The sequence below is a fragment of the bacterium genome (genome assembly GCA_021371935.1).
Taxonomy (GTDB): domain Bacteria; phylum Armatimonadota; class UBA5829; order UBA5829; family UBA5829; genus UBA5829.
The window spans coordinates 109252-135328 of sequence record JAJFVF010000004.1; the positions used below are offsets into that span (position 1 = coordinate 109252).

Sequence of the window (26077 nt, forward strand, 5' to 3'; positions counted from 1 at the left end):
CCTACAGGATGGGATACTCAGTGCCGAGAATCTTCAGCTTGATGTCGATCTTGTTCTGAACAGGTGTTCCGGCTGGCACGGCTATCCGCCGCCAGAACGAGAGCTTTGCCGCATGCGCCTTGTCGCCGAGAATTAGCTGTGCACCCGGCGTTGCCGAATCCAGATCGGTCTGGGTAGCAGCGAGCCTGCACCATGAAGACTCGTCACTGTCCGTGGTATCGAGAACCTGAACGACGAGGCCCGTATAGTCATAACCTGAGTAAACCTTTGTGCCGGAGCTGTGGCTGGTCGGAGTCGTGCCGCCATAGCCGCGCTCAACGGTAAGATTCGTCGTGCCACCGCCGCTCAGGATCCTCATCTGCTCACTGCCGATGATGATTGCTTCGTCGTTTATAAACCTGGGATAGGAAAGCTGAACATCAATTTGAGAGGAGTTCATTGCAGTAGCAAGTGCTGTCTGTTCGTTGGCGATGAACAACTCTCGGTCTTTGGACTCTCCATCAGAGCCGTTGTAGATATCCGAGTCGGGATTAGCCATTGTGCCCTCGGATATCTGGTCTGTCAGGTCTGTATTTCTATATAAATGTATAGACATGATGTGCTCCTAGTCTGTCGGCCACTGCAGAACCGTATAAAGATTCGCTGCGCGTGTGAAGCCAGTATGCACAAACGCATAGAAGTCCTTTTGTTTGAAGATCACGTGACAGGCCAACTGTGCATGATTGAATCCTGCTCTGTTGAGATGCTGCCCGCAAGTCTTCAGAACAGTGTGTGCAGGCCCGCGATATGAGCCGGTATCTACCTCACAGGTGAATCCGGCTTTGCCCTCGCTTATCCACAGGTTTGCGAGGTTCTCTGAGTTGAGTGTTCCGGCATTGAGCTTGAATCCGGATGTTCGCCTCAGCCATCGCAGCACACGAGTACCGGCGCGCTCAATGTCCGTAAGCAGCGTGAAGTGGCAGGAGATCTCACAGACTCCCCAAGTCTTTTCTTTGTATGTGAGCTTATAACCCGAATTAAGCCTGTTGTGTCTTACAACAAATGTCTCATGGAGATGCCCCATCATCACCATTTCCACGAATTTTGCAAGTGTAGTGGTGAAGTTGTCTGTTGATTCAAAGGTTTGCAGCCACTGCAGGAAGTAGGTCTTCATTCCTGCCGGATGGTGTGACTTGAGTGCTTCACGCAGCCTGGAAACCAGGTTATCGCATTCGACGCGATAGACTCCGAGGCTATAGATGCGACCCGGGAGTTTCGCACCGCTCACATGAGACCTCTTATTGAGCCGAAGAGCTGAGCGAAATGTCTCGTCTATCTTGCCTGCCCAGCCGACATTCACAAGCGAACGGTGAATGGCTGGAATGCTTCCCTTGCGACGGTAGAACTCGATTGCCTCGAGTATTTCCCGCCGCTGCATGTTCGGGTCACGGGTAGGATCGAAGTTGCAGCCGACAATGTTTGCGAGCAGCGGAATGAATCTGACATCACAATTGTCAATATCGAAAATGCTGGGCAGCCGATCAATAAGTTCCTTGAGTTCGTCCAGCGTTACGGCAGGCACACTCAGGAATGCTTGAAGATCGCCGTTTGCATCCTGCTCACGGTAGACCGGCGGCAGGAGATCGATGAGTTTTTCCTCGAAGTATCCAGCCATCAGGTCGTCCTCCGAATATCTAGGTGGACTTCACCCAGCGCCGCGATCTGACCCGGCTTAATTTCAACATCCACTTGCGGAGAGAACATCGTCACGTGACTCACGCCCTGGATACCATCGATAAGCGAGACGATATCGGAGAAATATACGGACTGGCCAAAGGTCAACTTGTCGAACGAGAAGAATTCCTGCAGAGCAGCTTCAATGCGTCTTCGCACTGTCTCAATGTCCTCAGTCTGATAAACATAGACTTCTGCGTCAATGGAAATCGAGCGGTAGCAGGGGTCAAAGAGGTTCACCTCAATGGTAATTACCTTACGAGACTCGATGAAGTCGGCAAGCTGCTGCTTAAGTAATGCTGATGGAAGCCCGCCGCCGTTCGGAGCGACAGCCATGTTAACCTGATAATATCGAATATTGACGCAGTCGTTTGAATCAAGCACCTGCGCTTTGGCCACACCGGGGAAGCCTTCTGCCAGAGCCTTGTAATCATCTTTCGTGATGGCTTTCCAAAGTGATCTGAGTTCCGCCGGAGCCTGCAGCTTTGCGTGTTCAAGTGTCTCCCTATCCGAGCCGTTTGTCGAAGGAATGACGTTATTAACACGAAGCTGCACTACTTCTCCGTCGTGATAGATTGGAGTCACCAGCTCGGTCACCAGTCCGCGCCCAATGTTGCCCTTCGCGCCAAGGGTTTCAAGATAATCGACGGTGATCGTCTCACCTGCGGTCGGAACCGCGCCGTGGATTCCGTCGCTGAAGATGATCCACATGACATCCAGCCCGTTGGTCTCAACCTGGAAATGCTTCGAGTCTGGCGCGCTGTCGATGAAGAACCGTGTCTCTTCCCAGTCGGAGTCGCCGACGCGAACACGGACACTTCCCTGGGCGATGCTGGTGGAGGAAAGCGCAAACTTCTGAGCGCGATCACCGGTACCAACGAATTCTTCACTCTTCCGGGTTCCCTGCCGCGTGCCGACATCAACCGACAATTTCCCTCTGGCGAGCACTTTATCTTCAATGGTCTCAAAGTCGACATTGCCATCATCAAGCCTTGCACTACAGATAGTCTTTGCGGGGATAGTGAGGTCGCCATCAAGTGCCGTTAAAAGACTAAAGCGAATGGTTGTTGTAGCTGCAACTGGAGTATCAAGCCTGTAGTTTATTAGCTTGCAGAGGTTGATGACGTTCTGACGCTGACGTGCGGTGGGAAGAAACGCCTCCGCAGCCTGGGCATCGAGATAATATGCGAGCATGTCGCCGACACCACAGAAAAGCTCAAGAAGCACTACTCCCAAGTCGGACTCATTGAAGTCGGTCCAACGGTCGGTAAGCTGCGGCACCCGCGCAAGAAGTTCCTGCCTAAGCGACTCGTAATCCTTATTCGTATATGAAATGCTCGCTCTACCCAATTTCCACTCTCCTTGTGCCGATATCCGATGACTCGGTCAGCTCTTCACGACAAAACGGCCACACCAAATTGTCCTCTACCTGTGTATCAATCACTCGATAGGATATGCGAACTGAAAGCATATTTGCGTCTATAACTTCAGCCGACTCGTTAAATGAGACATCAGTGACGACCACACGCTTTTCCCAACGCTCGACATCATCAGTGATGTAGTGGCGCAACAGCCCCTTGAGCACATCATTATTCGGCTCAAAGACAAGATCGCGGACATGTGAGCCGAACTCTGGATTCATAAACCGCTCACCCGGCCGCGTCCCAAGTATCTGCAGAATGCTCTCATGTATATGCGCATGATCTATCGATGTGATTGTTGAGACCTGAGCACCGCCTGAGCGTCTGGCAAATGCAAACGGAAATCGAAGTCCTTTGCCAAGGAAATCAGTGCTCATCACTCAGGCTCCTGGCAGTTAAAGCACACTGCGCCGGTGTCATCATCACCATCATCACTGCCACTTTCGGGGAAGTGGAACACAAGATCCAAGCCGTCTGAGAGGGAAAGGTGAATTGTGCCATCGGACTCGATCATCCCTGCATGTCCGGTTTCCAGTGCCTTGAAGTTTTTTGCGCCACCGGATATATTGCGGGACTGCACCTCTTCACCGATTCCGTAGATGTGCGCGATACCGAGGACATCAATCGTGCTGTTCGGGTTAGCAACCGCAATAGTCTTCTCATTTTGATAGACATCAATTCGTGTTCCATCCGGCAGCACGACCGTGTATCTGCTTGGCGAGGCAAGAACTGGTTCAACACCATCCGGCAGACCGTCGATTCCCGCAGCTTCATGAGTCACCTTGATCGCATTGCTCACAAGCGTGAGTTCACGACCATCAGGCAGTGTGACCTTACCTCCGGATGCAGGCGTAATAGCCGCTGGAGTTCCGTTTTCACCAATGGCGATCATCGAACCGTCAGGGAACACTCGCAGAAATGCACCGTCAGTAAAGCCGAAGAGTCTTCCGCCGTCCGGCAGATCGCGGATGGTGGTTCCTGTAGGCATTGATGTAAATGGATGGTAGTCAACCGGCACTGGTTCTTCGACTTGCCGAATATACTCCTGCGCGCTCTGAGCGTGCATATTGAGCACGCTTTGCACTTCCTGCCGAAGCTGTTCAGTCGCAGCCCAACTCTGCTCCATCAATATCCGTATCTCGTGCAGATCTTCGGTCATCTGCTCAAGATACGGCTTTTCTCTGTTGAGACCGAACCATTCCCAGGAAGCCTGCGCAATCGCCATCAGCTCATAATGGTTCTCCGAAGAGCTGGTCTGCTCTATAAGCGGCTGCGGTGTTGTCTCATTGTCTGCCATATCAAATCCCCCAGGGTGGAGCAAGCCTTATATTGCCGACGTACCAGCCGTCGAACATCTGATAGAGTGCATCCTGCGTATCCCACACAAAGCGCACTGTAACCGACCGACCGATAAACTCCCACAGATCCACCCACTCGGTGCGCCTCGGAATAACATACGGCTGGTTCCATGCCGGATAGATTGCAGGCGTTGTCGGATTGAAATTGCGTTTCCACGTGTTATTGAAGTACAGGTCCAGCGTATCGTGATTGCGGACGCCCATGCTCTCTATCTCGCCCCATACATCAAAATAGAGCCGGTAGTGCTTATCAAGGTCAAGTATTATTGCAAGCTCACCTTGTACGCGGACGTTTCCTCCCCACTGATCGAACCAGTCGGTGAAATACCTGAAGTGCCAAACACCATCCGGCAATTCCTCGACGTAGCCGCTTGGCACTATCTCACGTATTGCGGGCGGAGCCACCGGCTGCTGCACTTCTGTTCCTATGTCAATCTGCACGTAGCGACGGGACACCACTATGCTGTCTCGTACTGCTTCCACGACAATCACCGCCGCGCCCGCGTTTGCTCCACATGTGAGCTGTTCGTCCGACACAAAAGCTATGCTCGGGTCCGTTGACATAAAGATCACATCGCCGCTGGGCACACCGAGTATGTCAACGGGAAATGACTTCGACACTTGGTCATACGGCAGCACTATCTGTCTGGGCCGAACATCCCAGTATGGAATGACAAGTCCGCTCTCAGGCATCTGCCACCGCCGCTGCAACGCTTACAACCTCGACCTGCACATAGCGCACGCTAGTGCGGTCCTCGTTGTCGTAAGCGTAAATGACCGTCGCTCCGATGTTGTAGCCGAGTGATACAATACCATCTTCGCTCACAGTAGCTATGGCCCAGTTTGAAGAATCGAAGCATACCCTGCCTCTGGGATTGCCACGCACAGACAGCGGCACCGTCATGTTAAGCGATCCATGTGAGACTTTTATCGACTTGGGAAAGACATCCCAATATTGGACCTGCAGATCATTCATAGCTTTCTTAATCCACCATAGTGTCCAAGCTGCCGCCAACAATGACAGCGCCGCAGCCGGTGACATCTCCCATCCTTGCATTCGGCCTGCCGTCAGTGCATGTCTTGAGACTACCGGTAACAATAGGCGTTACACCGTGATGAGGGATGGGACACACATGCATATCACCCATTCGGGCTGCGGGTCTGCCGTTGACCATTGTTGTAAGCGAGCCGGTAATGATTGTCCCTCCATGGCTAGACACATCTCCAAGTCTTGCCTGTGGTCTTGCCATATATTTAGTACCTCGTAAAATAGTTTATGACTGCGCTAATAATGCCGCTGATGATTCCACCGACAGCGACCACAAGTCCGGCGACTTTCCACATAGTTTCGACGCCGACCTTGCTCTCAACATTCGTATGCAGGCTCTTTATCTCCTCGGCATGCCGTGCAAGTTCATCATTGATTCCACGAACGATAAGATCGACGTTTTCCTTGTCGCTCTTCTTCTCTATCTCCCGCTCGATCTTTTCAAGCCGCCCCTGAATGTCCCGTCGATGCTCTTCAAGGATCATGCGAAACTCGGCACGCCAGGTATCAAAGGTCTTTGCAAGGAGCCTTTCACTTTCGACCCAACCGCACTTTCCCGGTCCCTGGCATTCGTTTTCAGCCATTTCGGGCTACTCCTGTCATGGATTTATGAGCACCTTTCCGCTGGAACGAACTATGATATGCCCCATAACACCGTCCATCGTGAGCTTGCTTCCCACCTTGTCCGTTACCTGGATTCTCTCTCTGCCGGAAGCAGAGCTGAGGACAAGTGTTTGTCCGGCTTTGTCAGTAAGACGGACTTGTTCTTTTCCGGCAGTAGAGCAGATTTGAATCTCCTGCGTGCCGCCGAGTCCCCAGAGATGAATTATCTCGTGACCTTTGGTTGTGTCGATAAGTATCTTCTGCCAGCGGGAACGCGTCTTGTTCGACGACTGGATATGAATCTTCTCCTTATCCTGCCACGCCTCAAGACATAGGAACTGGCGGCAGGCGTCCGTCAGCCGAACAAACGCTTTGCTGTCTTTGATATCGCGCGAGATATCGATTTGTTGGCCGCCCGAACCAGTACCCGCTTTGCTGTCTGCCGAGTCTGTTTCAGAATCGTACGTCCCACGCCTCCGAGTATTTTCACTTTGAACCTCCGCCTTAACCGGACAATGCATGTGCAGGATCTGCCCGGCCCTGTCTATGATCTTGAGAAACTCCTCTTCATCTCTGTCGTCGAACACAATCGTGTGCCCAGTCTCTGTTTTGATGAGCACCTTTCGACGCGGGCAGTAATAAGGCGGGTGAGCGTGATACTTGTGATGCTCGGAGTTATCCGCCATGTCCGAAGCATGCTCGCACTTGTCCTCGCAGTCCTTGCATGTAGCCGATGAGCACAACCTTTTTGATTCTTCCGGCTGCTCTCCTGGATTGCTCATCGCGAGCCATACACCGGTCCAGATAGGATACTGAGGATCGCCGCCTTCGAACTCCGCCCATACGCTTGCACCCTCTTCTGGAATGAGAAACATTCCTATGTCGTCATTACCGCCGTAGGGAAAGCAGGGCCATGCCCAGTCCGACCAGTTCTCATTTCCGATCCCGAGCACTGCAGGCACTTCGAGACGGCATCTGCCCAGCCGCTCCGGGTCGTTATTGTCACGCACGAAGGCTCGGTACTTACCATACCATTTGTCCTTGTAGCGCTCTTCGTGCTGCTGATCTTGGAACTCGAGCATGGTCTGCTTTTCCTCGCCTTAAAGCACCCGAAAGACTTCTTTGAGAAACCGGACTACGGCGCTCTTTGGAGTCTTCTTCGGGTCGGCTTTCGCAACAGAGTTCTGAACTGCATCCCTGGCAGCAGACGACAGGTTCGTTTCTTCCTTAGCAACTCTGCTCTTGATTTCACCTGCGCCGATCCGTTCAATGATGCCGGTAATGACATCCAGCGCAGAGGCTTGAGCCTTGCCCCAGGCCGTGAGCTTGATAATCGCTATGAGAGACACAAGAAACGTTACAAACAGTTCTTTGTTCTCAATGATGGTTTTGATAATCTGATCCCAATGCACTGATATTGCCTCCTCACTTTAGTTGCCTAATATCCGGCCTGTGTTGGCGTCGATTCGAACCATCTTCGGCTTTGGTTTCACCGGCCGGGACTGCTTTGATGATGCTGATCGTTTGGACGAACCAGCTATCTGCCGTTTCGGGTGCCGCGGGGCTTCCTGTTTATTCTGCTTGCCTTTGACTTCCGCAGCCTTGCTTCCCGCTCCCTTGCCAAGCGCATTCCTCTTGAGCTTGAGTTCACAGGAGTAACCGTCTTGAAAAATGTGACGAACGGAAGTGCAGTAATAAGTACCTGAAAACTTTGTCCCGACACCGCGAACCTCCAAATTCTGCTTGGCCACGAGAGTTGGAATGCCGATAGTCGCCGCCGTCGCTTCAATCTGTTTCATCTCGGCATTTTTGAAATTGCTCTCAGCCTTGTCCTGAGCCGGTTCCTGGCGAGGCTCCTCGTGATAGCTTTCCGAACGTTCTGAACTCGGCACAATCTTACCGGATTCCTGCTTCCCGAACTTACCCTCGCCGCTGTTTCCATCGACCAGGTATGTCTTCTTACCAAGTGATGTCCTATCCGGCGTTGTGGCATTGTTCGCTGCGTGTTCAATGTGTTTCTTCTTCCGGGGATCCACGCCCACGGCTTTTGTTTCTGTCCCCGCACCTTTCACCGATTGCGACTGAGTCGACGGCTTAAATGACCTCAGCACTCCCTCGCGGTCGGTGAAGTACTCCAGAATAAGGGCGGGCCTCGCATGAAGAGCACGGGGATGAAAGTGCAGTTCATCGTCCTGAATGTAGAACACATAGCCTGTCACTCCTTTGCCGTCGCGATCTCTGGACTTGCTCGCGAGTTCCTTTAGGAACGCCGCGTCAGACTTATTTCCCTGCGCCACACGAAGATGCCGACCAACTGTCTTGGTCACCACCGGCCTAAGCCCGTGCTCTCTGGCGATCTGCTCGGCAATCTCCGAGTAGAAGATGCCGGGAGCAGGCTTCTGCCAGATACGCTGGATCTGCTTGCCGGTGAGCTTATGGCCCTTGTCATACGCCTTCAACTGTATGGTTGGGTCGCCGCCATCAGGAAAGTCATAATCGATCTCCTTAATGACAGCGACCTTTTTGGGTGAGAGGTTGTCGACATAACCGAAGCGGGCGACGATCTCATTACCTTCCTGAAAAAGCGGATCGTCTACAAACTGAAGATACCTGTCCGTGATAGTGAGTTCCATCACATCGAGTTCCTCTTCGTTGTCTTCGAAAACGAACGAGGTAATCTCGTGTGTAATGTCTTTCGAGAACTTCTTGCCCTCTATCTCTATCACGAATACTGGCTGATATACATCCATTTGCATCTGCTAGCTCCGGCTTGGTCATACAAGCACCTCTACTTAGTTATTTACTACTAGAAACCACGAAGTGTCGGAATAAGTTGCCGTCTCATTCCTAGTAACCCTGCCAGTTTTACCGGCATGGCGTCAAACAGGCACGTTATTTGCACATCGTATTACTGAGGTATTGTATGAAAGGGCAATACAGACCAATTGCATAATTGAAAGGAGATGTCCAATGGACATGCTGGAGAAGATTATCTTGATCTTGCAGTTGCTGGTAATGCTGAAAGCCAGCAATTAAATGCAGAATCAGTCTCCCGCTTCATTCGTAGGAAGCGAGAGTAGGTATCTGAACTAGCTAGTACAACAATTGGGTATCTAATCCAGGCAACCTGCTCATCCAAGAATGCGCATCTGTACATGCTCGGCTGATGGCAGCCGCAGAACACTCCCTGGCTCTAGTTTGAGAGGGAAGAAGATGTCATTATAATCGCAAATTACCCACCATAGTGAGGCGTTGCTGAGGTAGTGATAGGCTATGAGATCGATGCGGTCACTCTCGACAACTGTGTAAAATGTATCATCCGGCTGCGGTGTTGTATCTATCGTCGTTCGCGTGCCCAGGAATTCCTCCTTATTATCAACATAGAGCACACACGCTGCGTATCTGGAATCCAGTCCAATCATTTCTTCCTCACCTCTGTGTAATCAACTGACTTTGTCACTATTTCTTCAAGCGTAAGCTCGACCTCGGCATGCTGCGGCAGAAGACTATCCTTATCGAACATGTTGAAGTAGCGCGTTCTCACCTGGCGCACGATGCAGATTACTCCAGGATAAAGATCCCCCAGGAAGAAAAGCACCTTGTGCGGAGCGTTCTTGAGCATAGTCTTTGCGTGCTGAGGATAGAGAAGCGACTGCAACCAGGCCACTTTCTTCTTCACAGGGCCTTTGAAGAACACTATTTTGAATGCGATCTTTCTCGCCTCTCCAGCCACATACTGATAACGCGGGTGACTCATGCCTGGTATCTTAATAGTCGCAAAGTCGGTGCTCTTCTCGTCCGTGATCTCGTCCGGATTATACTGAAACTCAAGCCGCTCGTGAGTCACGACATCCACAATGCAGCCGGTTGTTTTCTTCAGGTCTTTGCGCAAAACTGCACCTCCCGAATTACCACAATGGTCTTTCCGAGCAGGCGTGCATGCGCAATTTCCCGTCGCATACCATCCGAGATACCGTTACCGATATAAATCCAGACCTCGTCACAGGCTTCCATGAATCGCAACCCCAGCGAGATGCCTAGATTACGCTGGACCGGATCGCTCTCGTCCAGAAACTGCATGTAAAGAAGATGTGGGGCTAGAGGCGCACAGCCAGCTTCCACAGCTATTCGGCAGAGTGTCTGAGCAATCTCGACATTGTGTTCGATATCGGTGGCATATCGGCTGCAGATGAATACTCGTTTTATGGTGGACTCACATGGTCTCATAGTTCTTGATCTTCTGCTCCCGCATATCTTTGTAAACGGCTCGTGCAATCTGCCGACCATCGAGCTTCGTTGTAACATCCACCTCAATTGGCCGGTCAGAGAGACCATCAAGTTTCACCAATATTGCTTCAAGGAGCGGTCGCAGCTCTTCAGACCGGGCAGTAACACCAGCGATCTGCTCAGACGCAAGTGTGCCGCGTGTGACAGCCAACAACCGCGATCTCTCGACAGTTTGACCGACATGTTCAACAGGAGCAATACCAGGCACGGCACCTGCAACCACCGGCGTCAAGGCCAGAGTCGCCGCAAGTGCGCTTGTGGGTAGACCAACGCTCATAAGGTTTCGAGCCGTTCCCAAGCTACGATGAAGAGCGCGTGCTGGCAGCTCAGAGGCACGAGTGATACCGGCGCTGAATGCCTCCAGCATCGCAGCGCCACTTCGGGTAAGTGTTGAGAGTGGGCCTTCCTGCGCATCTGAAAACGGCAATAACCTTCTGAGTCGTGAAAGCGCCGATCTTGCCGCTTCATATGGAGCAGCAACAGCCGAGCGGATACCACTCGCGATGGTAGTCATCACGGATCGTCCACTCTGGAACGCAGAGGATATCAAGCTGGATGAACTGGAGAGAATATAGGAGAATGCATTTGATGCCGCACCTCGAACAACCGACCATGCAGATGATGCTCCGCTTGCGAGGGCAGTAAACGGCGCTCGCAGCCAGCCCGCAGCATTCGATGCCATTAACGTTATACTCGACCACGCGGACGCCGCGGATCCACGAACGCGTGACCATGTGGATCCGGCGATGCTACCTATCTGTGAAAATGCGCTGGAGACGGTGGAGACAAGACCCGCCCCAAGAGCACGCATCTCATCCCAAACCCAGTTTGTGGCATTAAGCATGCTTCTGAACACAGTGCTCAGAACCTGTCCGGGAAGTGAGATTAGTGACAGCATGCCCTGAGCAAGTGTGCGCAGGATGGCTGCACCGGAAGCTGTGAGAGTCGAAAGCGGTCCCTCCTGAGCATCCGAGAATGGAAGAAGTCTTCTAAGCCACCCCAGTGCGCGTTTCATTACATCGAACGGATATATCACTGCCGACCAAATTCCACGACCAAGCGTAATGAGTATTTGCTTCCCAGCCTCGGTCAAATTTATTCGCCCCGAGACGAGCGAGCGAATTGTGCTCAAAACTTTGCTGATCGTAGTGACCACCGGCAGACTCTGGAATGCTGAAAGTAGCGTCGTTCCTGCCGACCTAAAAAATCCACCGAAGCCGGAAAACAGATTCCGCAGCCAATTCCACGTTGAAGATGCTATATCGCGTATCCATAGAAACGGCGTGGACAGAAAACCGAATATCGCACTGCCTATTGTCTTCAGTCCATCCACCACTGAGATGTCGCCGGTAATCATCCGCCAGACTGTATACGCAACGCGGCCCACTGTAAGTAGTGCCTGAATCAGCATTCTTAGAGGTAAATAAAAGCGATATACATAAGGAGCAGCAGCAACAAAGGCTGTGATTATGACTTTACCGAACCACACAGCAGCCTGGACGACCGCTGCGATAATCCGAATGACCCACGAGAGCGGATAGACAATAAACTTGATGATATATGCCGCCACCTGCGCAATGATGCCGAGAACAGTGCCGAGCGTCTGGCCGAAACTTTTGAACGAAGATGCATCAACTGCAGTTGTCGCCAGTCCGAATGCTGCAAAAATCGAACCGAGTGCCTTACCCAACTCGCCGAAAGCTCCCATCAGCGCGCGCACCGCAGGCTCAAGGATCGACCGTATCTTGTCGAAGACCGATGAGAACGCCTGCCACAGCCCTGACAGAAACTGTCGCACCCGGTAGTAGACCTGGAACACAGTAGTGACGAACTTCATGAGGCCTGCTGCCTGCAGCTTCTGGGCAAGCTCTGCCGACATCTGGCCTGACCCGCCTCGAATCGAACTGATGAGCGCCCATACTCCTTGAAAGGCAAGTTTTGTACGGTTCCATGCTCCCATCACCACATCCCGTATCCCGGCAAAGTTCGTTTCCCATGCACGTTTAAGAAGCACTACCGCAATTACGACTGCGGCTATCACGGCGACCACCGGCCAGAAGTAAGCTGAAACCGTCGATCCGACTCCAGCAAGCATCGGCCCCATTGCCACAAGCCCAGCCTTAAGCGCCGGTAAGACTATCCCTATTGTGCCAATGGCAGAAACAACTGCACCAACCACGACAAGTATTGCACCCAGCGCGGCACATAAAGTGAGGACCTTTCGAGTGATATCCGGCATGCTTTTCGCCATGCTTTGAAGATGCAGAATGAAACGGGAGAACATTTGAAAAAGAGGGATCACCACAGGCAGCATCGTTCGACCGAGTATTTCGAAAAGATTGGTAAGCTGCTGTTTTACAAGCCCGTATTGCGAGCCTATATCCTGGTTCATAGCTTTAGCCATTTGCTCGGTAGTCACGGTGCCTGACTTCATGGCCTGCTCGACGCTCTTGATGTTGCCTTCTAGCTGATCCATTCCCATAGACATCTGCAGCAGGAATCGCACTGCCTCGTCTGAACCAAATGCTTTTTTGAGCTTCACCTGCGCGGCGGCCTGGGAAAGATCCGGAAAGCCGCGCTTCACTTCCTGAAGGATCGGGAGAATGCCCTTAAGTCTGCCGCTCGTATCCACGAATGACAGGCCAAGTTCGTCACCGGCCTCGGCAACCTTTAGCATGAATGCCTTGTAAAGCGTGCCTGCCTCGGAGCCGGGCATAGTTGTCTGAAGCTGGCCGAGGATTGCCATCTGCTCCTGCAGTGGCACGTTCGACGCAGCCGCAATCGCGCCGATGTTCTTTATTGCTTCCGCCATCTGTGGACCTGTGGTCTTGAAAACACCTACCGTCTGGGAGAGCGCGCCGGAGAACATCTTCGCCCACTCGATGTCGGACATGTCCTTTGCAAGTGGCTTGAATATGCCGTAGGCAGTCGTGAATGTCTCGACCATCTCCTGGGTCGTTGCTTTGGTTGCTTTGGCGGTAAGAGCAGCCATCGCAGCGAATGTGCCGACCGCCTGATCTGAGAGGTTGGCAAGGGCCGATTTTACGTCATATGCAGCCGTAATGAACTCAGCCTTATTGGTTCCAGCCCACTGGTTCGTGAACGACTCAGCGGCGTCTTCCATCGCACGGAAGTCTTTAACGCCGACAGAGGCAAGTTCACCCAGGGCTGTCTGAGTTGCGACAGTCGATGCTACAAGACCTGTCGGTATTGCAAGCAGCGCCAGTCCCGCACCAACCATCGTTGTGCCTTTTTCAATAAGGCCAAGGTTGCGGGTCATGTTCAAACCAGCGGCTTCGACCGATGCATCCAGAGACTGCATCGACGACTGGACGCGAGTCGCGTTTTGAGTAAATGCGTCTTTGAGACTGACGATTATGCCGAGGCCGAGATCATTCATCGCTTATGCCTGTCCAATTCCTCTCGCTCGAAGTCGAGTTGCCGTTCAAGTGCATCGACGAAATCATGCCGCGTCCTGATCGGCAGCTTTGCGACCTCAGCATACTCCCAGTGCAGCCCTCCATAGGCGAGGAAGAAAACATCCTTCAGGAGCGAACTCCGGGGAATAAAAAAGACGGTTCAGCCTCAAGTTTGGTATGAATACGTGCGCCGCAGGATTCACACTCGCACTCGATATTGGTGTCAATACCTGCGTCGACGCGAAGCATCTCAGCGCGCAGCGCGGTCCGATCCCGCATCGACATTTCGACAAGCGCTTTCTTGCTCGGAGCCGAGTCGTCTATCTCCAGAATACGAATGAGCATCGCAGCAGAAATGTTCGGCTCCTGCATCTGAGCCAGGCGCTTCTCCTTGTTGCCGTCGAGATGAACGAACTGCACTTTCCTGCCGGAGCTGGGCAGCGTGTATACAAACTCACGTGCTTCGCCATATGGCGTCACAGGCAGGTCAGTGAGGTTTATGATGATGTGATTCTTTGCCCGACATGCCGTGTTCGAACAGACCAGATCGAGTTCGACTTCATCACCCAGCGACACTTGTCGAAGCCGCACAAGTGTAAACAGCCGGTCGCCGGAAAGCATATTCAGCACATCACTCACACTCGGCTCCGAATTTTCGCCCAATCGCAGAATGCAGTTAGCAAGCACGCGGTTCACGGCGTCGCCGTTTCGGATAAGCCGCTGGTTGGTGAGCAGTTCTTCCTCCGCGCCGGTCATTTCCCTCAGCTCTATTTCAGGCCCGCTGGGTAGCTCAAACATATACATGTGCGTCTCCTAAATCCAGTATTGATAGCAGATCGTGATTTTCTCAATTGTGTTGTCGGAGCTTCCACCTTCAAGATCGTCATATTCAAGCGACTTCACCCACGCTCCGACAAGCGTCCATCTGCGCGTTTCGTTACCTGCACGATCATACCGAACGATGTCGATGTCGCGCATATACTCTTCCGGCAGCGCGCCGACACCGGAGTTCACATCGGCCTGGATTCTCACCCAGTCACGTGCCGCTTCGTCAGATCCATCAGCGAGCACACCCTTCTCGAGAGTGACATCGCCAAACTTCATACGGCCCGCGACTTTCTGGTCGAACATCGAGCCAGCTGGAGCGAACGCCACTTCCTCAAACTCAGTCTTTGGCTCCTGACCTTTCTTAAAGAGAGCCACATCGAACCCGTTCACTTCGATGGCGAACTGCCAGTTCTGGTAAAGGCTCTGAGGCATCATCACTTCCATGCGGCCACCTCCTAAAATATCTCACTGAAGTCCGCGCCGGTTGCGGTGAGGACGAAATTCAGTTCCACGAACTCAGCGGTCTTCGTAGGTTTCACGAACACCCGGCAGACCATCTGGTTCTGGTCTATCATCTGCGCGGTGTTAGTCTCATCGTCACACTGCACTCTGAAGTCATAGAAACCGCCCTTGCTCTTGATGTTCGAAAGAAACGGAGTGATAAGGCGCACCAGCGCCCGCCATGTCTGCGAGTTGTTCGGCTCGAAGACTACGAAGCGCGACGACTGCGAAACCGCTTCTTCGACATACATCATCAGGCGGCGAACGTTGATTCGGTCGAGCGCGGAAGACTGAGACTGGAGAGTCTTCTGCCCCCAAACATTAATGCCGGTATCTGGGAAGCTCGCTATTACATTAATGCCTTCGGAATAAAGAGTGTCTCGCTCACCGCGGTTGGTCTTGTAGGCAAGAGACAGCACATTGTAGATTCGCCCTCTATCGATTCCAGCAGGCGCATACCACACGTCCGTTTTCTGATCAGATCTGGCGATGCATCCGGCCACCGCTCCGGTCGGAGGAACAAGCTTGCTCTTTCTCGTGAGCGGATCTGAAATTTCAAGCCAGGGATAGTAGAGTGCTGCATAGGATGAATTGAATGCGGCATGGGTGTAGGTACCTTGACCTTTTCGGAAATCGATGACTTCAAGCGGCTCAAGATGGATCGGTGGTTCGGTGATGAATAGCAGGTCTTTGCGATTCTCAGCATAAGTGATCCCGCCAGCAATGACCTGCGCTGTCGTAACACCCGGTGCGAGCACGATATTCAGTGCATCTATCTCGTCGAATGCATAGAAACCGGTGTGTTGGGATGCATCACCGATATAATCCGCATCGGCAAGGCCGCTGATTCCGTTATCACCAGCCGTCAGCGAGAATGCTCCTACGGCGGGTCTGTCCTGGGCAGCGTTTGATGCAACAGAAAGATCGTCGACTGTGATGAATTCCGACACCTCATTAACAACGATTTCCACATGATTCGACTTTGATTCGTCCATCGAAAGGTTCCTGAACACTTCAACAGTCTCGCCTTTATATCGGACGATAAGGTCGAACTCGTTTGCGGCATCCTGTGTGCTGTCAGTGACTTGAACAGAGAGCGCATCACCCCACGTACCCTCATTTATCGCGCTAACTTTCAATGTGTCCTGCGGATCCTGTCCACCGGCCAGATGTGTAGATGCAGCGGGTGTAACCACGCCAGTATCCGTTGAGGACGCCTGAATCAACGCCGATGTACCGGCATGTGCAACAACTGCTGCTACTACCTGTGCGGTTGTGCTTGTCGTATCGCCAGTAGCGTTAGTCGCCAGATGAATAGTAATTGCCTGGCCAGTTACCTCGATTGAAAGCGGCGTATCGTTGCCGGATTTGACAAGTGCGATTGTGATAGAATTGCCAGCCGCACCTGCAGCCTTTGTGGTCCAGAGGATTCTGTCTGTGCCAATGATGCCCGTGTTCAAACTGGCTGCGGCTGATCGCCGATTCTTTAGTGAAATGGTTGAGCATTTTGCAGTAAGCGTTGCCCGGTCATCAGGATCAGTGTAGTGCGCCACTCGGTTTACATAGAGGACTTGTCCGCCGTTGTCGAAGAACGCGCGAGCGGTATACGCAAGGTAACCATCGGCGATGTAGGAGCCGAACTTACGCACGAACTGCTCCCAGCTTGTCACAAGGATCGCCTTGTTGATGGGTCCTTTTTCTGCAATTCCTATCATTCCGCATGCCGACGTAGAAATCTGCTTCACGTAGTAGCTGAAGTCGGTCTCTTTCGTATAAACTCCGGGCGAGAGATATGATGTCATTTAAGTTTTCCTTTCTTCTGCCTAGCCTGCTGCTCACCAACTTCCACAGCGCTTTCTGGAGTGTCCACACCGACTTCAGCACTCACGGCATGATCTTCACTGTCGCCTGGTTTGTTCACAAGAGAAACAAGCCCACGAGCAGCAGCAAGTTGAATCTCATCGGAGACATGCTCCGCGAGTATTTCCCGACATTCGCGAGCCGAAAGATGCAGTCCCTCGCCATCCGTCGCAAGATGAAGTGCAAGCGGCTGAAAAAGCAAGTTCTTAATATTGAGTTTCATTGGTTGACTCCTTATGGATTCACTTCCAGTTTCAACCCGGTCGCAAGCTTCCCGGTCGTCACGCGGCCATCATAGACCGGGCAGTCCTCAATGCGGCATTTACCAGATGCCTGCCGCAGGTTCGATAGGTTAACTCTCTTCAAACCACCCAGTGGTGTAAGTTCAGTGATTGCAAGCGAGCCGTGCTCACCAACCGGAAGCGTCGGATGAAGCTGGTAGAACCGCGCGACTTTCTCAGTCAGGTCCAGAAGATCGCCTTCCTTACCTGTCGTGACAATGACGTCGAATTCGAGGTGATACAGCCTCGGAGACTTTCGCTCTTCGAAAGTCAAATCACTCTGGTTCTTCCTGACCTGCTTTGCAGGTGTTCTCCGCGCGCTGTCTTCCACCAGGGTTGGCCCCTGCAGAACAACACTCGGCGTTTTTGTTACTTCGAACACATCGTCAGCCGCGACGAGCACAGCACCCAGATCGACTTCGACCTTAACCAGCCGGACAAATGACTCAACGACTTTACGGATGAGCTCCACACTACTGCGCCTTCACCGCGTATTCTAGCGAGACCGACTGACCCTCCAAAAGCGTACGCCCGATCTGAAACATAATTGTGCCGGAATCAAGCGTCGACGTAACCGGCTGGCCGTCTATTTTTGCAGAGCCAGCCACAAAATCAAAAAGAGCGGGGATTGCTACCTTGTATGTGTTGACCTTGATAGGTTGTATCACGGTAATGGTCGTACTCGCTGTTGTAGTTTTGGTCACTCCGTATTCGTCCTCCCACTGAGCTTCAGCCGTAAGCGTTATAGGATCACGCGGCGCGAGAACATTCTTGAGATTCACAGCCATCACAACCGGGACGCCGCGTTTGGTCTGGGTCGATACCTGAGTAGTTGTAACCTGCAGAGACTCCGCGCCACATTGGGGTGTTGCAATAAGTAGCAAGACGAGCACAAGCATCGAGCTTATTATCTTCATATCTCCCTATCTCACTTTCATTTGAGAACTGAGGCCAGTGCCTCTCGGTAGTTATTGATCACTTCGTTCCGGTATTTCTCCATCGTCGGATGCAGGAAAGGCCTTGGTGGGATAACAATCACGGCACCACTCGGATGTTTTATCGTGCAGCCATATTCCATGATCGCGCCGATATTTGCGGCGTTCTCGCCGTCCTTGTAGAAGCTGGTCCGCAGGAGACCAACAAACGCACGGTCTGAGAGTATCTTCTGAGTTATAGAATTCAACAGAAATCCCGTGTCAATCAGCGCCTTCGAGGATCCTTTCCGGTCGATTGTCACCTGTGCAAGCGGAGGAAACTGTTTGCCACCCGGTGCCTGATCTCGTATTCCACGCTTTATTTCCCGCACAAGAAGCAGTGCGTTCTTTACCGTTGCCTGCCGGATCGCAAGAACCAGTCGCTGATCAAGCCCATTCGTGAGTAACTGCTTTGCTTCCGCCCAGTTGCCGAATCGCTTAACTCCCATGCAAGACCACCAACTCAAGAACCTTATGTGTCACCACACCAAAAAGCGATTGCGGCGCAACTGTCTGCACCCGGAAGTCTCGACCATAGAAACGAACACGATCCTCCACGCGAACATCCAGCTCAGGAAGAACACTTGCGGTGGCATCCACCCTCTGGGCTATATCTGCCGGTGGAGTCTCAGAAATCTCCAGATGGAACACACAAAACTCGACGAACTCTCCCTCGTCGGAACCATACAGGTTTTCGCTCGCCTGTTTCCTAAGTAGCGCTGCCGATTGACCCGACGCGGTGATGAGATTTCTGACCTCGGCCACCGCTGCCGCTTTTTCCAGATCAGTGAGTATGGTCATGGTGATCACGATGACAGTGATGTCGACCCTGCTCGAATATGACCGGTCTAAGCGGCTTGGGCGTGAAGACATATCCATCATCCACCGCTGCATCCGGTTTTATCTCTCGAAGCCGCTCGGAATATGTCGTCGAGAGATCTGCCTCCAGTTTTGCCCAGTTCTGCGGCTGGCTCGTCTTATCCACCCGCTTATCGCCCGACGAAAACGAGAACGAGTTAGCGGTAGCGATGCGCATGAAGCGACATGCTTCAATCTGTGCTTGCAAAAGCAGCATCTCAAGTGTCTCACCCTGCGGCTCCGGCACGATCTCGCTACCGCTCATAGACATCTCCACATCCAGATCGCGACCGACCGGCGAGACGCTCTTCAGGATACAACGCGTAAGCACCTCGTCCTTGAATGTTTCGCCATTCGGATCGGCAAGATCGGTTCGCAACAGGGTCAGAAGATCAGTTGTCGCCACTTTCAGCCTCGATAAGCGACCTTTGTGTGGAATCGCTATGATCACCTGACCCACCGGCATTATCAGTGGACTTGGATGCTGCAGGTTCGGTCGATTCCGATTTTATAGCTTCCGACTTACCCGATCCTTTTTCTTCAGTCTTGCGGCTGCTGGACTTGGACTGAGATTTCGTTTCAGGCACCTTATCAGCCGCTTTGCTCGCAGGCTTCGTTTCCTTGTCTCGGTCCATCTGGGCAAGAAAGCCATTATCAAGCGCCTGTTTTGCCTGCGGAGTCAGTTCGCTGATTTCGCGATCCTCTCCCGGAGCCAGCTTCAATCCGGCATCAGCAATAATGAGAATACCGGACCGGACGTTCTTTAGTCTGACCAATGTAAGCCTCCCTTAAGGTAGTATCTTTATCTTCGCAACGATGTCGGGGCGGGTGACACCCTGTCCGACTTCTGACCACACCAGCCAGCCGGTTTTGAACCGGGTTTTCTGCTCAATGGGATCGGTTTTCAGAGATTCGCGGATTGGAAACTTCCCAATCTCCTCATCAGGAACGATGAGTATTTCGTTCATCTCCGCTGAAGCGGTGAGCATGATGCCGCCCGTGCCGTAGTTCTTGATGACGCCCTTGGTTCGCAGTTCCGCTCTCGTCTCCGGGTCGAGGTCCCAGTCACGCATGTCATTGAAACGGCGACCTCGCATGACGATGTATTTTACTGTGAGTTCCAGATCCTCGAGGATGGATATCCCTTCGTTCAGAGCGTCGTCAGTGAGTTTTCCGCCTGTGACCTCTATTGTGTTAGCGGTAGGCACTCCAGCCGATATGACCGTGATCGTCCGTCTGTCCATCTCCTTGCGTATCTCGGCGGCGGCCGATGTCTGGATATCCATAAGGGTGCCGATATTGCCATGCTTCAACATCGAGATATCAACCATAGGCGCGGAGTGAATGCGATGGGTCGGAAACTCTATTTCATCCTTTCCGAGTTCCTGCTCACGAGCTTCGCCTTCAGTGCTTATCCAGTAAGCCTTGACCTTGGGTTTCTTCTGGTAGACCGGCCTTTCGCCTTTAGGCAGATCGTGCTGGGTAAGGAGCAGGGATGTAATTTCCTTGCGCTTTATCTCCTGCTCAATTGGATCGGCGATGGCAGCAGCAAGAGCACGCATTCCATCAGGAGAATCCAGAGCCTCGCTCATCAGGCGGGCCATGGTATCCATATATTCCTGGCTATGTACATCGATTATCGTTTCCACGTTATCTCCTTCCTAGATGAGCAGGCGGAACTTCAATGTCCCGCTGGCGACCGATATCGCTCTGGCCACCACAATATCACCGGCTCCGACTCCAGCGGTAAGTTTGCCGCCTGTCGAAACCTTCAGATCATCGTTGACATTGATAGTGCCTTCGAAGACATCAGTCTCATAAATGCCGCCCATGCACAAGATGCCGGGCATTTCACCGCTCTTATAGTCTTTCACCAGGACTCCGAAAGATTTGGCAGCAGGATCAGTATTGACGGCAAACAGATCATTACCGACCAGCTTTACGAACTGGCCGAGCTTCCCGTCGCCCTGCAAATACCCGTCTCCGTATGCAAGCCCCCTGTGAGATGGATTGATAAATGGCACGTTGCACCTCCTACTTTGTGTTCTGATCTTTAGCAAGCCCTATGCGGTCATGGTATGCCGCCATAAAACCTGACTTGAGCTTATCTTCAAGGCTTGTTTTGGTATCATCTACATCCAGCGGCCGCACACCCGCATCGGAACGAAGTGCGCCGCTCTCTTTCGAGCTAGCTTTCGACTTGCCCTGATCATCGCCGCCTTTTGTCTCACTGCCTTTTTCGGGGCATTCTGGCTTGGCCTGAATCGCCTTGTCGAAGGCAGCCTCAGTCGCAGCGAAAGCATCATCGGAAAGTTCCGCAAGTCGCCCCAGCTCCTTTTCGCGCTCCTCATTGGATGCAAACATAATGCCCGACTTTTCAAGTTTGGCAATGAGATTCTGTGCGCGAGTTTTGTTCGCAGCGGCCTTACTTGCCGCTTCAAGTTCCTGAACCTGCTGTTGAAGGTCCAACACCTGCTGCTTGAGCTGCTTGTTCTCGTCCTCAAGCTCCTTGATGCGGGCCTTGTCGTCTACTGGCGCAGCACCACCCGGAGCGCCTTTCTTTGCAGCATCCTCGTGCTGCTCGTCAATCGTTTTCTTGTCGTCTTCCAATGGACTGCCTCCTGAACTTGTATGGGTTGCCTCCTGCGAGGCGACTTGTGTTATCCGGGCGTTTTCGTCAGCGCCTTTTCGGTCGAGTAGACCGAGGCCAGTGAACGTAACGCCATGCAAAATTTCAAAGACCGGCTTGCCCTGATACTCCGCGCCTTTGTACTTGCGAAGATGGATACAATAGTCGTTCTTGTTTGTCATCATCTTGCCGCAGACGGAGCATTCACCGGCCTCATAGTCACACTCCATCGAGACCTGACTGATGATGCCTTTCTTCATAAGCTTGTAGGCAAGCGCTGCAGTCGGCGTGTCAGCCACATAGAGTTCGCCAACACATTCGATTCTGCCGCCTGTTTCATCTTCAACGAACTCGGATGCGATGATCCCGCCGACGATGTCGGTGAGGTCCTGAGAATGTTTGAGGTCGATCTTCTTGTTGATTGCCGTTGTGCAGCGTGTCGAAAGCTCTTCGGGCGTGAAGTGATCGCCGTTTTTGTTCGTTCCAACCCGGCACATAATGAAGCCGAACTGCGGGTCGCCGGCGTTGGGATTGATGTCTATGGCATCCGCCGAAAGCTGTTCAGAGCCTGCAATACACACTTCGACTGGTATGGATGTGTGGCAGTTTGCCGGCAGTAGCGCAGCCGCAGTATTGGGAGCGCCGCTGGACTTTGAGGAGATAAACAGCAGTTCGCGGCCGGTTTTGCCTTCGGTATCTTTGCCGAGGACAATGCCATATTCGACATCCATTCCACGGACACTAACATTGCCGAGCCGCTCGGAGAAGATATCGCGGATCTCCTTTTCCGTGGGGAATGCCTTGTCGCGGTAAGACATGATGACCGTTCCATACTTCCCGCGGGCTTCGGTCGCAAGGCTCTCGATGAGCGAGCGGATGCTGTCACGGTCGTAGTGCGTCCGCGACTGATAGCTTCTGCGATTGTCGTTGAGGAGGGTTTTGTCCGCCCAGCGGTTCATGAGACCCTCGACAAAGTGCAGTGAATACTCGTAGTCGTTGTTCGAGAACTGGGTGATGTAAGGTGGGTCTAGGTACAGCACATCCGCGCCGAATTTGCGCACAGCCTCGACAGCATCGCCGTGAAATGCCTTGCACTCTTGACCGTTATCGAAGACGAGCTTATTGAGTTGGTTCGCGTAACGTTTGAAGCTTTCGACCATGCTTGCTACTGGGATGTTGACGAGCTGGTTTTCTTTGATGCCTGCATCAGCCTCCATCTCGGAGTCATAGTCCAATTCTGATTTGAGATTGAGCTTCGAGCGGTGGAACTGCCCGAACATGGATTTGGCTTTCACGGTATTTCCGAGCACAGCAAGCGCGAGGTCTTTTTTGTAGCCGGGCAGTTTCTGGATATTCGCCCATACCTGATCCAGCCACGCGAGCACTTTCTTGGTGTAGTAGTAGCCGTGGAAGTTGTCGACTATGAATGTCCCTGCGGATGCATTGGACGAAAGAATTCTCTCGATATCTTCATCGGTCAATGTCTCGTGTGAGTTCTCGACCACAGCCCGGGCGATATGGTATGGATAGAGCAGCAGGTCGTTCGCGATGACCTGCATGCCCTTGCGCTTGAAGTGGTATGCAACATTCGCGCCGCCGGAGAATGCATCGAGGAGGGTCTTTGCCTCCTTCGGCACCTGCCGCTCTATCCAGCCGAGCATCATGAACTTGTTGCCCATGAAGCCCGTGACTCGAACCGGATCTTCACCAGCCTGGCATGAAAGCAGGTCCACCTCATCAGCAAGTGTTGCATCTGCCAGAGCCTGCATGTTTTCTTCGATCCGGACCTCGGCCTCTGACACCGGTTGTTCGTGGTCCTTTATCCACTCCTTGGCCTTGTCCATAGTCCAGCCATCAGGATTCTGTTCAGATTTTTTGGCAAATCGATATGCCTGCAGGACCGTTGACTTCGGATCATGAGCTTCGGGAATGAACTCATCTTTCAGTCTGCCGATAACAATGGAGACACCATCAACGCCGTCGAGAGCCTTACGCCTGAAGCTCTCCGGTTCGAACTGCTTAGGATCGCGAACACGATATCGGATCTCGTTTTCAGTCTCGTCCCATATCGCCTGTGCCTGCATCTGAGAACATGCCGGGCAAAACCCTGCCGATTGCTTCAACTTACCCGACCGGGAACACACGAACAGCCGCTCAATAGCCTCCGAGTTCTCGGAATGTCGGGAAGAGATATTGTAGTGGTGCTGCTGTGAACTGATCCGGCTTTCCATTCCATTTGCTGAGATGATGTCTTTCATCTCGGCTTCATTCGGATACGCATGGTCGCGATATGATATGAGCCAGTTCGGAATATGCTTCGCATTCGCAAGAAACGTCGAGAAGAATTCGCCGGCGTTAGCTTTTGTTACCGTCTTATGGTCCGTCTCGTAGTGCTTTGTTTTGGAGTCGTCGACTATTGTAAGGCCGTCCCAGTAGGTCATAAGTCCTTCGGTAAAGTGATATGCCTTCTCATAATTAGTCGTAGAAAATTCTGTGGCGTAGGGAGGATCGAAATAGGCAAGGTCTACTTTGGCATCCTTCACGGCATCATTGATATCCTTGCAGGATGCCTTGCACTCTTTGCCATTATCGAAGATGAGTGCGTTGATACGCGCAACATTATTTGAAAAGCGTTCCTTGAACTCATCGGGCGTGTCCTGGCGTTTGCCATAATCCGTAGATGAGGAAAAGTGCCCGAAACCGCCCTTGCCACCGACACAAGCCTTTCCCAGAGCAAATAATGCGATGTCCTTCTTATAGCCTGAAAGCGCATCGATATTCGCTCGAATGTTGTCGACGATGGCGTGGACACCATCAGCGAAAAACAACCCCTTGAAGTTGTCACGAACGAACGTGCCAGCCTTGGAATTGTTCGCAAGAAGCGCATCAAGCTCTTCCTGATCGATCCTAACGGAGTTGTTTTCAATGATAGCCCGAGCGGCGTGGTAGCTGTAGTGAAGCCGGTCATTTGCAACAACGCGCAGCCCCTTGGTCTTATACATATACGCCACGACCGCCGAACCGGAAAATGCGTCGAGGACTGAGCCAATGTCTTCCGGTGTATGCTTCCATATCCAGTCGACAAGCTTCTGCTTTGAACCTATGTAATTAGTTACGTACTTCGGCCGCTCGTCCGACGGCAATTCCTCCGTGACAAGCTCCGCTGCCTGTGCGAGAAGAATCTCAAGGTGGCGCGAAGCATCCGTCTCAAGTAGAAATGCCAGCCGATCAAGGTCCGTGGCGAAAAGCTGCATGTATCACTCCGACATTCAGTAGGCCAAAACAGAAAGGCCCTCTACTTTGTTATTTACTACTGACATCCACAGAGTGTCGGAATGATTTTTGTGTGTACAGGTGCCTGGAGACTATCTCTCCAATATTTACCGGAAACACATGCGGAGTGGTGAAACTGTTTTATGCGCCTCACTTTGGGGCTGATCTTTTGGAGGAAAGATGCGATGCAACCTTTGAGGCGAGGACTCATCCGCCTCGACTATATTGTATCGCCACGCGTCCAGCGGTACGGCGACATTGTCGCCCGGTGATACTCGAGGCAGTCTTCAGGCCAGCCACTTGATAGCGCTTTCCGCCGCTGGACCGTCAGTGTTACATTCCCATCTCGCCCATTTCCAGGACATGGGTGAACATCATGTGGTGCATCCTAGTCTGCATTAGAACTGTATCAAGCACCTGTCTGGTGGTCTTGTTGTCGGTGTTCTTGATGAGCCACACATACTTTGGAATCGACTGCGCCTCTATATCCCGGCCGATTTCGTAAGCTTGCCTTACCGACTCCGATTTCTTCACTGGCGGCGTCTCGACCCCAGGTGCTATGCCGTAGGCTTTGAACAACCCTCCTATCCAGGTTATGTGGTTCTGCTCCTGGGGAATGATCATCATATACGGCATTCTGACGTGATACTTGTCCTCATCCGCTGTATATTGGGCTTGAGACAGCTTCTCAAGCGCGAAGATGGCTTTCAGCCTGGCTATCCACTCGGCGCTCTTTGGGTAAGGCAGTTTATCAGGTATCTGGCCGTTCCATCCATTCGGAATTCTCCCGGTTCCGCCGCACATAGGGCACATCATTCCGCCGCCACCCATCATGCCTCCGCCCATTTGTGCTGAGGTTGATGTGCACAGCAAGACTATCGCCAAACCAATCGCGGCTGTGGTTGTGTGTTGTCGCATAGCATAGTCCTCCGTTTAGTCATTGCTGATATGATACCCATTTCCTGTCTTGTCTGAGATTCGGGGTAGCAGCAGTCTCGAAGACACCTAACTTAGAGCCTCGGCG

At 52.4% G+C, this 26077-nt stretch carries 30 protein-coding genes; all 30 read right to left on the minus strand.

Annotation, left to right across the window (positions count from 1 at the left end; genetic code table 11):
- Window position 1: 1 nt before the first annotated feature.
- The 30 genes from LLG46_03485 to LLG46_03630 all read right to left on the minus strand — a co-directional run bounded on the left by LLG46_03485 (window position 2) and on the right by LLG46_03630 (window position 25971).
- Entirely contained in the window at window positions 2–595 is a 594-nt protein-coding gene (locus tag LLG46_03485) for a hypothetical protein (GenBank protein ID MCE5322362.1), read from the minus strand.
- A gap of 9 nt (window positions 596–604) precedes the next feature.
- Complete coding sequence (locus tag LLG46_03490) at window positions 605–1654, minus strand: phage tail protein (protein ID MCE5322363.1); 1050 nt, start codon at window positions 1652–1654, stop codon at window positions 605–607.
- Window positions 1654–3063, minus strand: coding sequence for a baseplate J/gp47 family protein (locus tag LLG46_03495; protein MCE5322364.1), 1410 nt, complete (start codon window positions 3061–3063; stop codon window positions 1654–1656). The genes LLG46_03490 and LLG46_03495 overlap by 1 nt, the downstream gene beginning before the upstream one ends.
- Window positions 3056–3511: a GPW/gp25 family protein gene (locus tag LLG46_03500; GenBank protein ID MCE5322365.1), complete on the minus strand. Its 456-nt coding sequence runs from the start codon at window positions 3509–3511 to the stop codon at window positions 3056–3058. The genes LLG46_03495 and LLG46_03500 overlap by 8 nt, the downstream gene beginning before the upstream one ends.
- The gene (locus LLG46_03505) at window positions 3511–4431 is read right to left on the minus strand and encodes a hypothetical protein (GenBank protein MCE5322366.1); all 921 of its coding nucleotides are present in this window, start codon (window positions 4429–4431) and stop codon (window positions 3511–3513) included. Before LLG46_03505 ends, LLG46_03500 begins: the two co-directional genes overlap by 1 nt.
- Window position 4432: 1 nt before the next feature.
- Entirely contained in the window at window positions 4433–5185 is a 753-nt protein-coding gene (locus LLG46_03510; protein ID MCE5322367.1) for a hypothetical protein, read from the minus strand.
- Entirely contained in the window at window positions 5178–5468 is a 291-nt protein-coding gene (locus LLG46_03515; GenBank protein MCE5322368.1) for a hypothetical protein, read from the minus strand. The genes LLG46_03510 and LLG46_03515 overlap by 8 nt, the downstream gene beginning before the upstream one ends.
- A gap of 7 nt (window positions 5469–5475) precedes the next feature.
- Window positions 5476–5742 carry a PAAR domain-containing protein gene (locus LLG46_03520; protein MCE5322369.1) on the minus strand — a complete coding sequence of 89 codons (267 nt, stop codon included), beginning with the start codon at window positions 5740–5742 and terminating at the stop codon, window positions 5476–5478.
- A 4-nt stretch (window positions 5743–5746) separates the two neighbouring features.
- Window positions 5747–6124 (minus strand): hypothetical protein, encoded by a 378-nt coding sequence (locus tag LLG46_03525; protein ID MCE5322370.1) that lies wholly within the window; start codon window positions 6122–6124, stop codon window positions 5747–5749.
- A gap of 15 nt (window positions 6125–6139) precedes the next feature.
- Entirely contained in the window at window positions 6140–7225 is a 1086-nt protein-coding gene (locus LLG46_03530) for a phage baseplate assembly protein V (GenBank protein ID MCE5322371.1), read from the minus strand.
- An 18-nt stretch (window positions 7226–7243) separates the two neighbouring features.
- Complete coding sequence (locus LLG46_03535; GenBank protein MCE5322372.1) at window positions 7244–7555, minus strand: hypothetical protein; 312 nt, start codon at window positions 7553–7555, stop codon at window positions 7244–7246.
- Between the two features lie 18 nt (window positions 7556–7573).
- Window positions 7574–8893 (minus strand): hypothetical protein, encoded by a 1320-nt coding sequence (locus LLG46_03540; GenBank protein MCE5322373.1) that lies wholly within the window; start codon window positions 8891–8893, stop codon window positions 7574–7576.
- A 381-nt stretch (window positions 8894–9274) separates the two neighbouring features.
- Window positions 9275–9565, minus strand: a complete 291-nt coding sequence (locus LLG46_03545) for a hypothetical protein (protein MCE5322374.1) — start codon at window positions 9563–9565, stop codon at window positions 9275–9277.
- Window positions 9562–10035 (minus strand): hypothetical protein, encoded by a 474-nt coding sequence (locus tag LLG46_03550; protein ID MCE5322375.1) that lies wholly within the window; start codon window positions 10033–10035, stop codon window positions 9562–9564. The genes LLG46_03545 and LLG46_03550 overlap by 4 nt, the downstream gene beginning before the upstream one ends.
- Entirely contained in the window at window positions 10020–10370 is a 351-nt protein-coding gene (locus LLG46_03555; GenBank protein MCE5322376.1) for a hypothetical protein, read from the minus strand. Before LLG46_03555 ends, LLG46_03550 begins: the two co-directional genes overlap by 16 nt.
- On the minus strand, window positions 10357–13830 hold the full coding sequence (locus LLG46_03560; protein ID MCE5322377.1) for a phage tail tape measure protein: 3474 nt from the start codon (window positions 13828–13830) through the stop codon (window positions 10357–10359). Before LLG46_03560 ends, LLG46_03555 begins: the two co-directional genes overlap by 14 nt.
- A gap of 145 nt (window positions 13831–13975) precedes the next feature.
- The gene (locus LLG46_03565; GenBank protein MCE5322378.1) at window positions 13976–14647 is read right to left on the minus strand and encodes a hypothetical protein; all 672 of its coding nucleotides are present in this window, start codon (window positions 14645–14647) and stop codon (window positions 13976–13978) included.
- Between the two features lie 15 nt (window positions 14648–14662).
- A complete protein-coding gene (locus LLG46_03570) occupies window positions 14663–15121 on the minus strand; it encodes a phage tail protein (GenBank protein ID MCE5322379.1) in 459 nt (152 codons plus the stop codon).
- Window positions 15122–15132: 11 nt separating this feature from the next.
- Entirely contained in the window at window positions 15133–16980 is a 1848-nt protein-coding gene (locus tag LLG46_03575) for a phage tail sheath subtilisin-like domain-containing protein (protein MCE5322380.1), read from the minus strand.
- Window positions 16977–17261, minus strand: coding sequence for a hypothetical protein (locus tag LLG46_03580; GenBank protein MCE5322381.1), 285 nt, complete (start codon window positions 17259–17261; stop codon window positions 16977–16979). Before LLG46_03580 ends, LLG46_03575 begins: the two co-directional genes overlap by 4 nt.
- Window positions 17262–17272: 11 nt before the next feature.
- Window positions 17273–17791: a hypothetical protein gene (locus LLG46_03585; protein MCE5322382.1), complete on the minus strand. Its 519-nt coding sequence runs from the start codon at window positions 17789–17791 to the stop codon at window positions 17273–17275.
- A gap of 1 nt (window position 17792) precedes the next feature.
- Window positions 17793–18236, minus strand: a complete 444-nt coding sequence (locus LLG46_03590; GenBank protein MCE5322383.1) for a hypothetical protein — start codon at window positions 18234–18236, stop codon at window positions 17793–17795.
- A gap of 17 nt (window positions 18237–18253) precedes the next feature.
- On the minus strand, window positions 18254–18742 hold the full coding sequence (locus LLG46_03595) for a hypothetical protein (protein ID MCE5322384.1): 489 nt from the start codon (window positions 18740–18742) through the stop codon (window positions 18254–18256).
- Window positions 18732–19094, minus strand: coding sequence for a hypothetical protein (locus tag LLG46_03600; protein MCE5322385.1), 363 nt, complete (start codon window positions 19092–19094; stop codon window positions 18732–18734). The genes LLG46_03595 and LLG46_03600 overlap by 11 nt, the downstream gene beginning before the upstream one ends.
- Window positions 19078–19557 (minus strand): hypothetical protein, encoded by a 480-nt coding sequence (locus LLG46_03605; GenBank protein MCE5322386.1) that lies wholly within the window; start codon window positions 19555–19557, stop codon window positions 19078–19080. The genes LLG46_03600 and LLG46_03605 overlap by 17 nt, the downstream gene beginning before the upstream one ends.
- Window positions 19544–19927, minus strand: coding sequence for a hypothetical protein (locus LLG46_03610; protein ID MCE5322387.1), 384 nt, complete (start codon window positions 19925–19927; stop codon window positions 19544–19546). The genes LLG46_03605 and LLG46_03610 overlap by 14 nt, the downstream gene beginning before the upstream one ends.
- Window positions 19928–19939: 12 nt before the next feature.
- Window positions 19940–20800, minus strand: a complete 861-nt coding sequence (locus tag LLG46_03615) for a hypothetical protein (protein ID MCE5322388.1) — start codon at window positions 20798–20800, stop codon at window positions 19940–19942.
- Window positions 20801–20812: 12 nt separating this feature from the next.
- Window positions 20813–21175 carry a hypothetical protein gene (locus tag LLG46_03620; GenBank protein MCE5322389.1) on the minus strand — a complete coding sequence of 121 codons (363 nt, stop codon included), beginning with the start codon at window positions 21173–21175 and terminating at the stop codon, window positions 20813–20815.
- 10 nt (window positions 21176–21185) lie between these two features.
- Complete coding sequence (locus LLG46_03625; GenBank protein ID MCE5322390.1) at window positions 21186–25034, minus strand: DNA adenine methylase; 3849 nt, start codon at window positions 25032–25034, stop codon at window positions 21186–21188.
- Window positions 25035–25386: 352 nt separating this feature from the next.
- Window positions 25387–25971 (minus strand): hypothetical protein, encoded by a 585-nt coding sequence (locus tag LLG46_03630; GenBank protein MCE5322391.1) that lies wholly within the window; start codon window positions 25969–25971, stop codon window positions 25387–25389.
- Between the last annotated feature and the right edge of the window lie 106 nt (window positions 25972–26077).

What these genes read in the sequence shown, in the direction of transcription:
- LLG46_03625 (MCE5322390.1), bottom strand. Translation starts at nt 25,034, where the DNA reads ATGCAGCTTTTCGCCACGGACCTTGATCGGCTGGCATTTCTACTTGAG.
- LLG46_03525 (MCE5322370.1), bottom strand. Translation starts at nt 6,124, where the DNA reads ATGGCTGAAAACGAATGCCAGGGACCGGGAAAGTGCGGTTGGGTCGAA.
- LLG46_03545 (MCE5322374.1), bottom strand. Translation starts at nt 9,565, where the DNA reads ATGATTGGACTGGATTCCAGATACGCAGCGTGTGTGCTCTATGTTGAT.
- LLG46_03630 (MCE5322391.1), bottom strand. Translation starts at nt 25,971, where the DNA reads ATGCGACAACACACAACCACAGCCGCGATTGGTTTGGCGATAGTCTTG.
- LLG46_03530 (MCE5322371.1), bottom strand. Translation starts at nt 7,225, where the DNA reads ATGCTCGAGTTCCAAGATCAGCAGCACGAAGAGCGCTACAAGGACAAA.
- LLG46_03500 (MCE5322365.1), bottom strand. Translation starts at nt 3,511, where the DNA reads ATGAGCACTGATTTCCTTGGCAAAGGACTTCGATTTCCGTTTGCATTT.
- LLG46_03600 (MCE5322385.1), bottom strand. Translation starts at nt 19,094, where the DNA reads ATGACCATACTCACTGATCTGGAAAAAGCGGCAGCGGTGGCCGAGGTC.
- LLG46_03565 (MCE5322378.1), bottom strand. Translation starts at nt 14,647, where the DNA reads ATGTTTGAGCTACCCAGCGGGCCTGAAATAGAGCTGAGGGAAATGACC.
- LLG46_03590 (MCE5322383.1), bottom strand. Translation starts at nt 18,236, where the DNA reads ATGAAGATAATAAGCTCGATGCTTGTGCTCGTCTTGCTACTTATTGCA.
- LLG46_03575 (MCE5322380.1), bottom strand. Translation starts at nt 16,980, where the DNA reads ATGACATCATATCTCTCGCCCGGAGTTTATACGAAAGAGACCGACTTC.
- LLG46_03485 (MCE5322362.1), bottom strand. Translation starts at nt 595, where the DNA reads ATGTCTATACATTTATATAGAAATACAGACCTGACAGACCAGATATCC.
- LLG46_03520 (MCE5322369.1), bottom strand. Translation starts at nt 5,742, where the DNA reads ATGGCAAGACCACAGGCAAGACTTGGAGATGTGTCTAGCCATGGAGGG.
- LLG46_03490 (MCE5322363.1), bottom strand. Translation starts at nt 1,654, where the DNA reads ATGGCTGGATACTTCGAGGAAAAACTCATCGATCTCCTGCCGCCGGTC.
- LLG46_03540 (MCE5322373.1), bottom strand. Translation starts at nt 8,893, where the DNA reads ATGGATGTATATCAGCCAGTATTCGTGATAGAGATAGAGGGCAAGAAG.
- LLG46_03505 (MCE5322366.1), bottom strand. Translation starts at nt 4,431, where the DNA reads ATGGCAGACAATGAGACAACACCGCAGCCGCTTATAGAGCAGACCAGC.
- LLG46_03515 (MCE5322368.1), bottom strand. Translation starts at nt 5,468, where the DNA reads ATGAATGATCTGCAGGTCCAATATTGGGATGTCTTTCCCAAGTCGATA.
- LLG46_03510 (MCE5322367.1), bottom strand. Translation starts at nt 5,185, where the DNA reads ATGCCTGAGAGCGGACTTGTCATTCCATACTGGGATGTTCGGCCCAGA.
- LLG46_03595 (MCE5322384.1), bottom strand. Translation starts at nt 18,742, where the DNA reads ATGGGAGTTAAGCGATTCGGCAACTGGGCGGAAGCAAAGCAGTTACTC.
- LLG46_03560 (MCE5322377.1), bottom strand. Translation starts at nt 13,830, where the DNA reads ATGAATGATCTCGGCCTCGGCATAATCGTCAGTCTCAAAGACGCATTT.
- LLG46_03570 (MCE5322379.1), bottom strand. Translation starts at nt 15,121, where the DNA reads ATGGAAGTGATGATGCCTCAGAGCCTTTACCAGAACTGGCAGTTCGCC.
- LLG46_03555 (MCE5322376.1), bottom strand. Translation starts at nt 10,370, where the DNA reads ATGAGACCATGTGAGTCCACCATAAAACGAGTATTCATCTGCAGCCGA.
- LLG46_03580 (MCE5322381.1), bottom strand. Translation starts at nt 17,261, where the DNA reads ATGAAACTCAATATTAAGAACTTGCTTTTTCAGCCGCTTGCACTTCAT.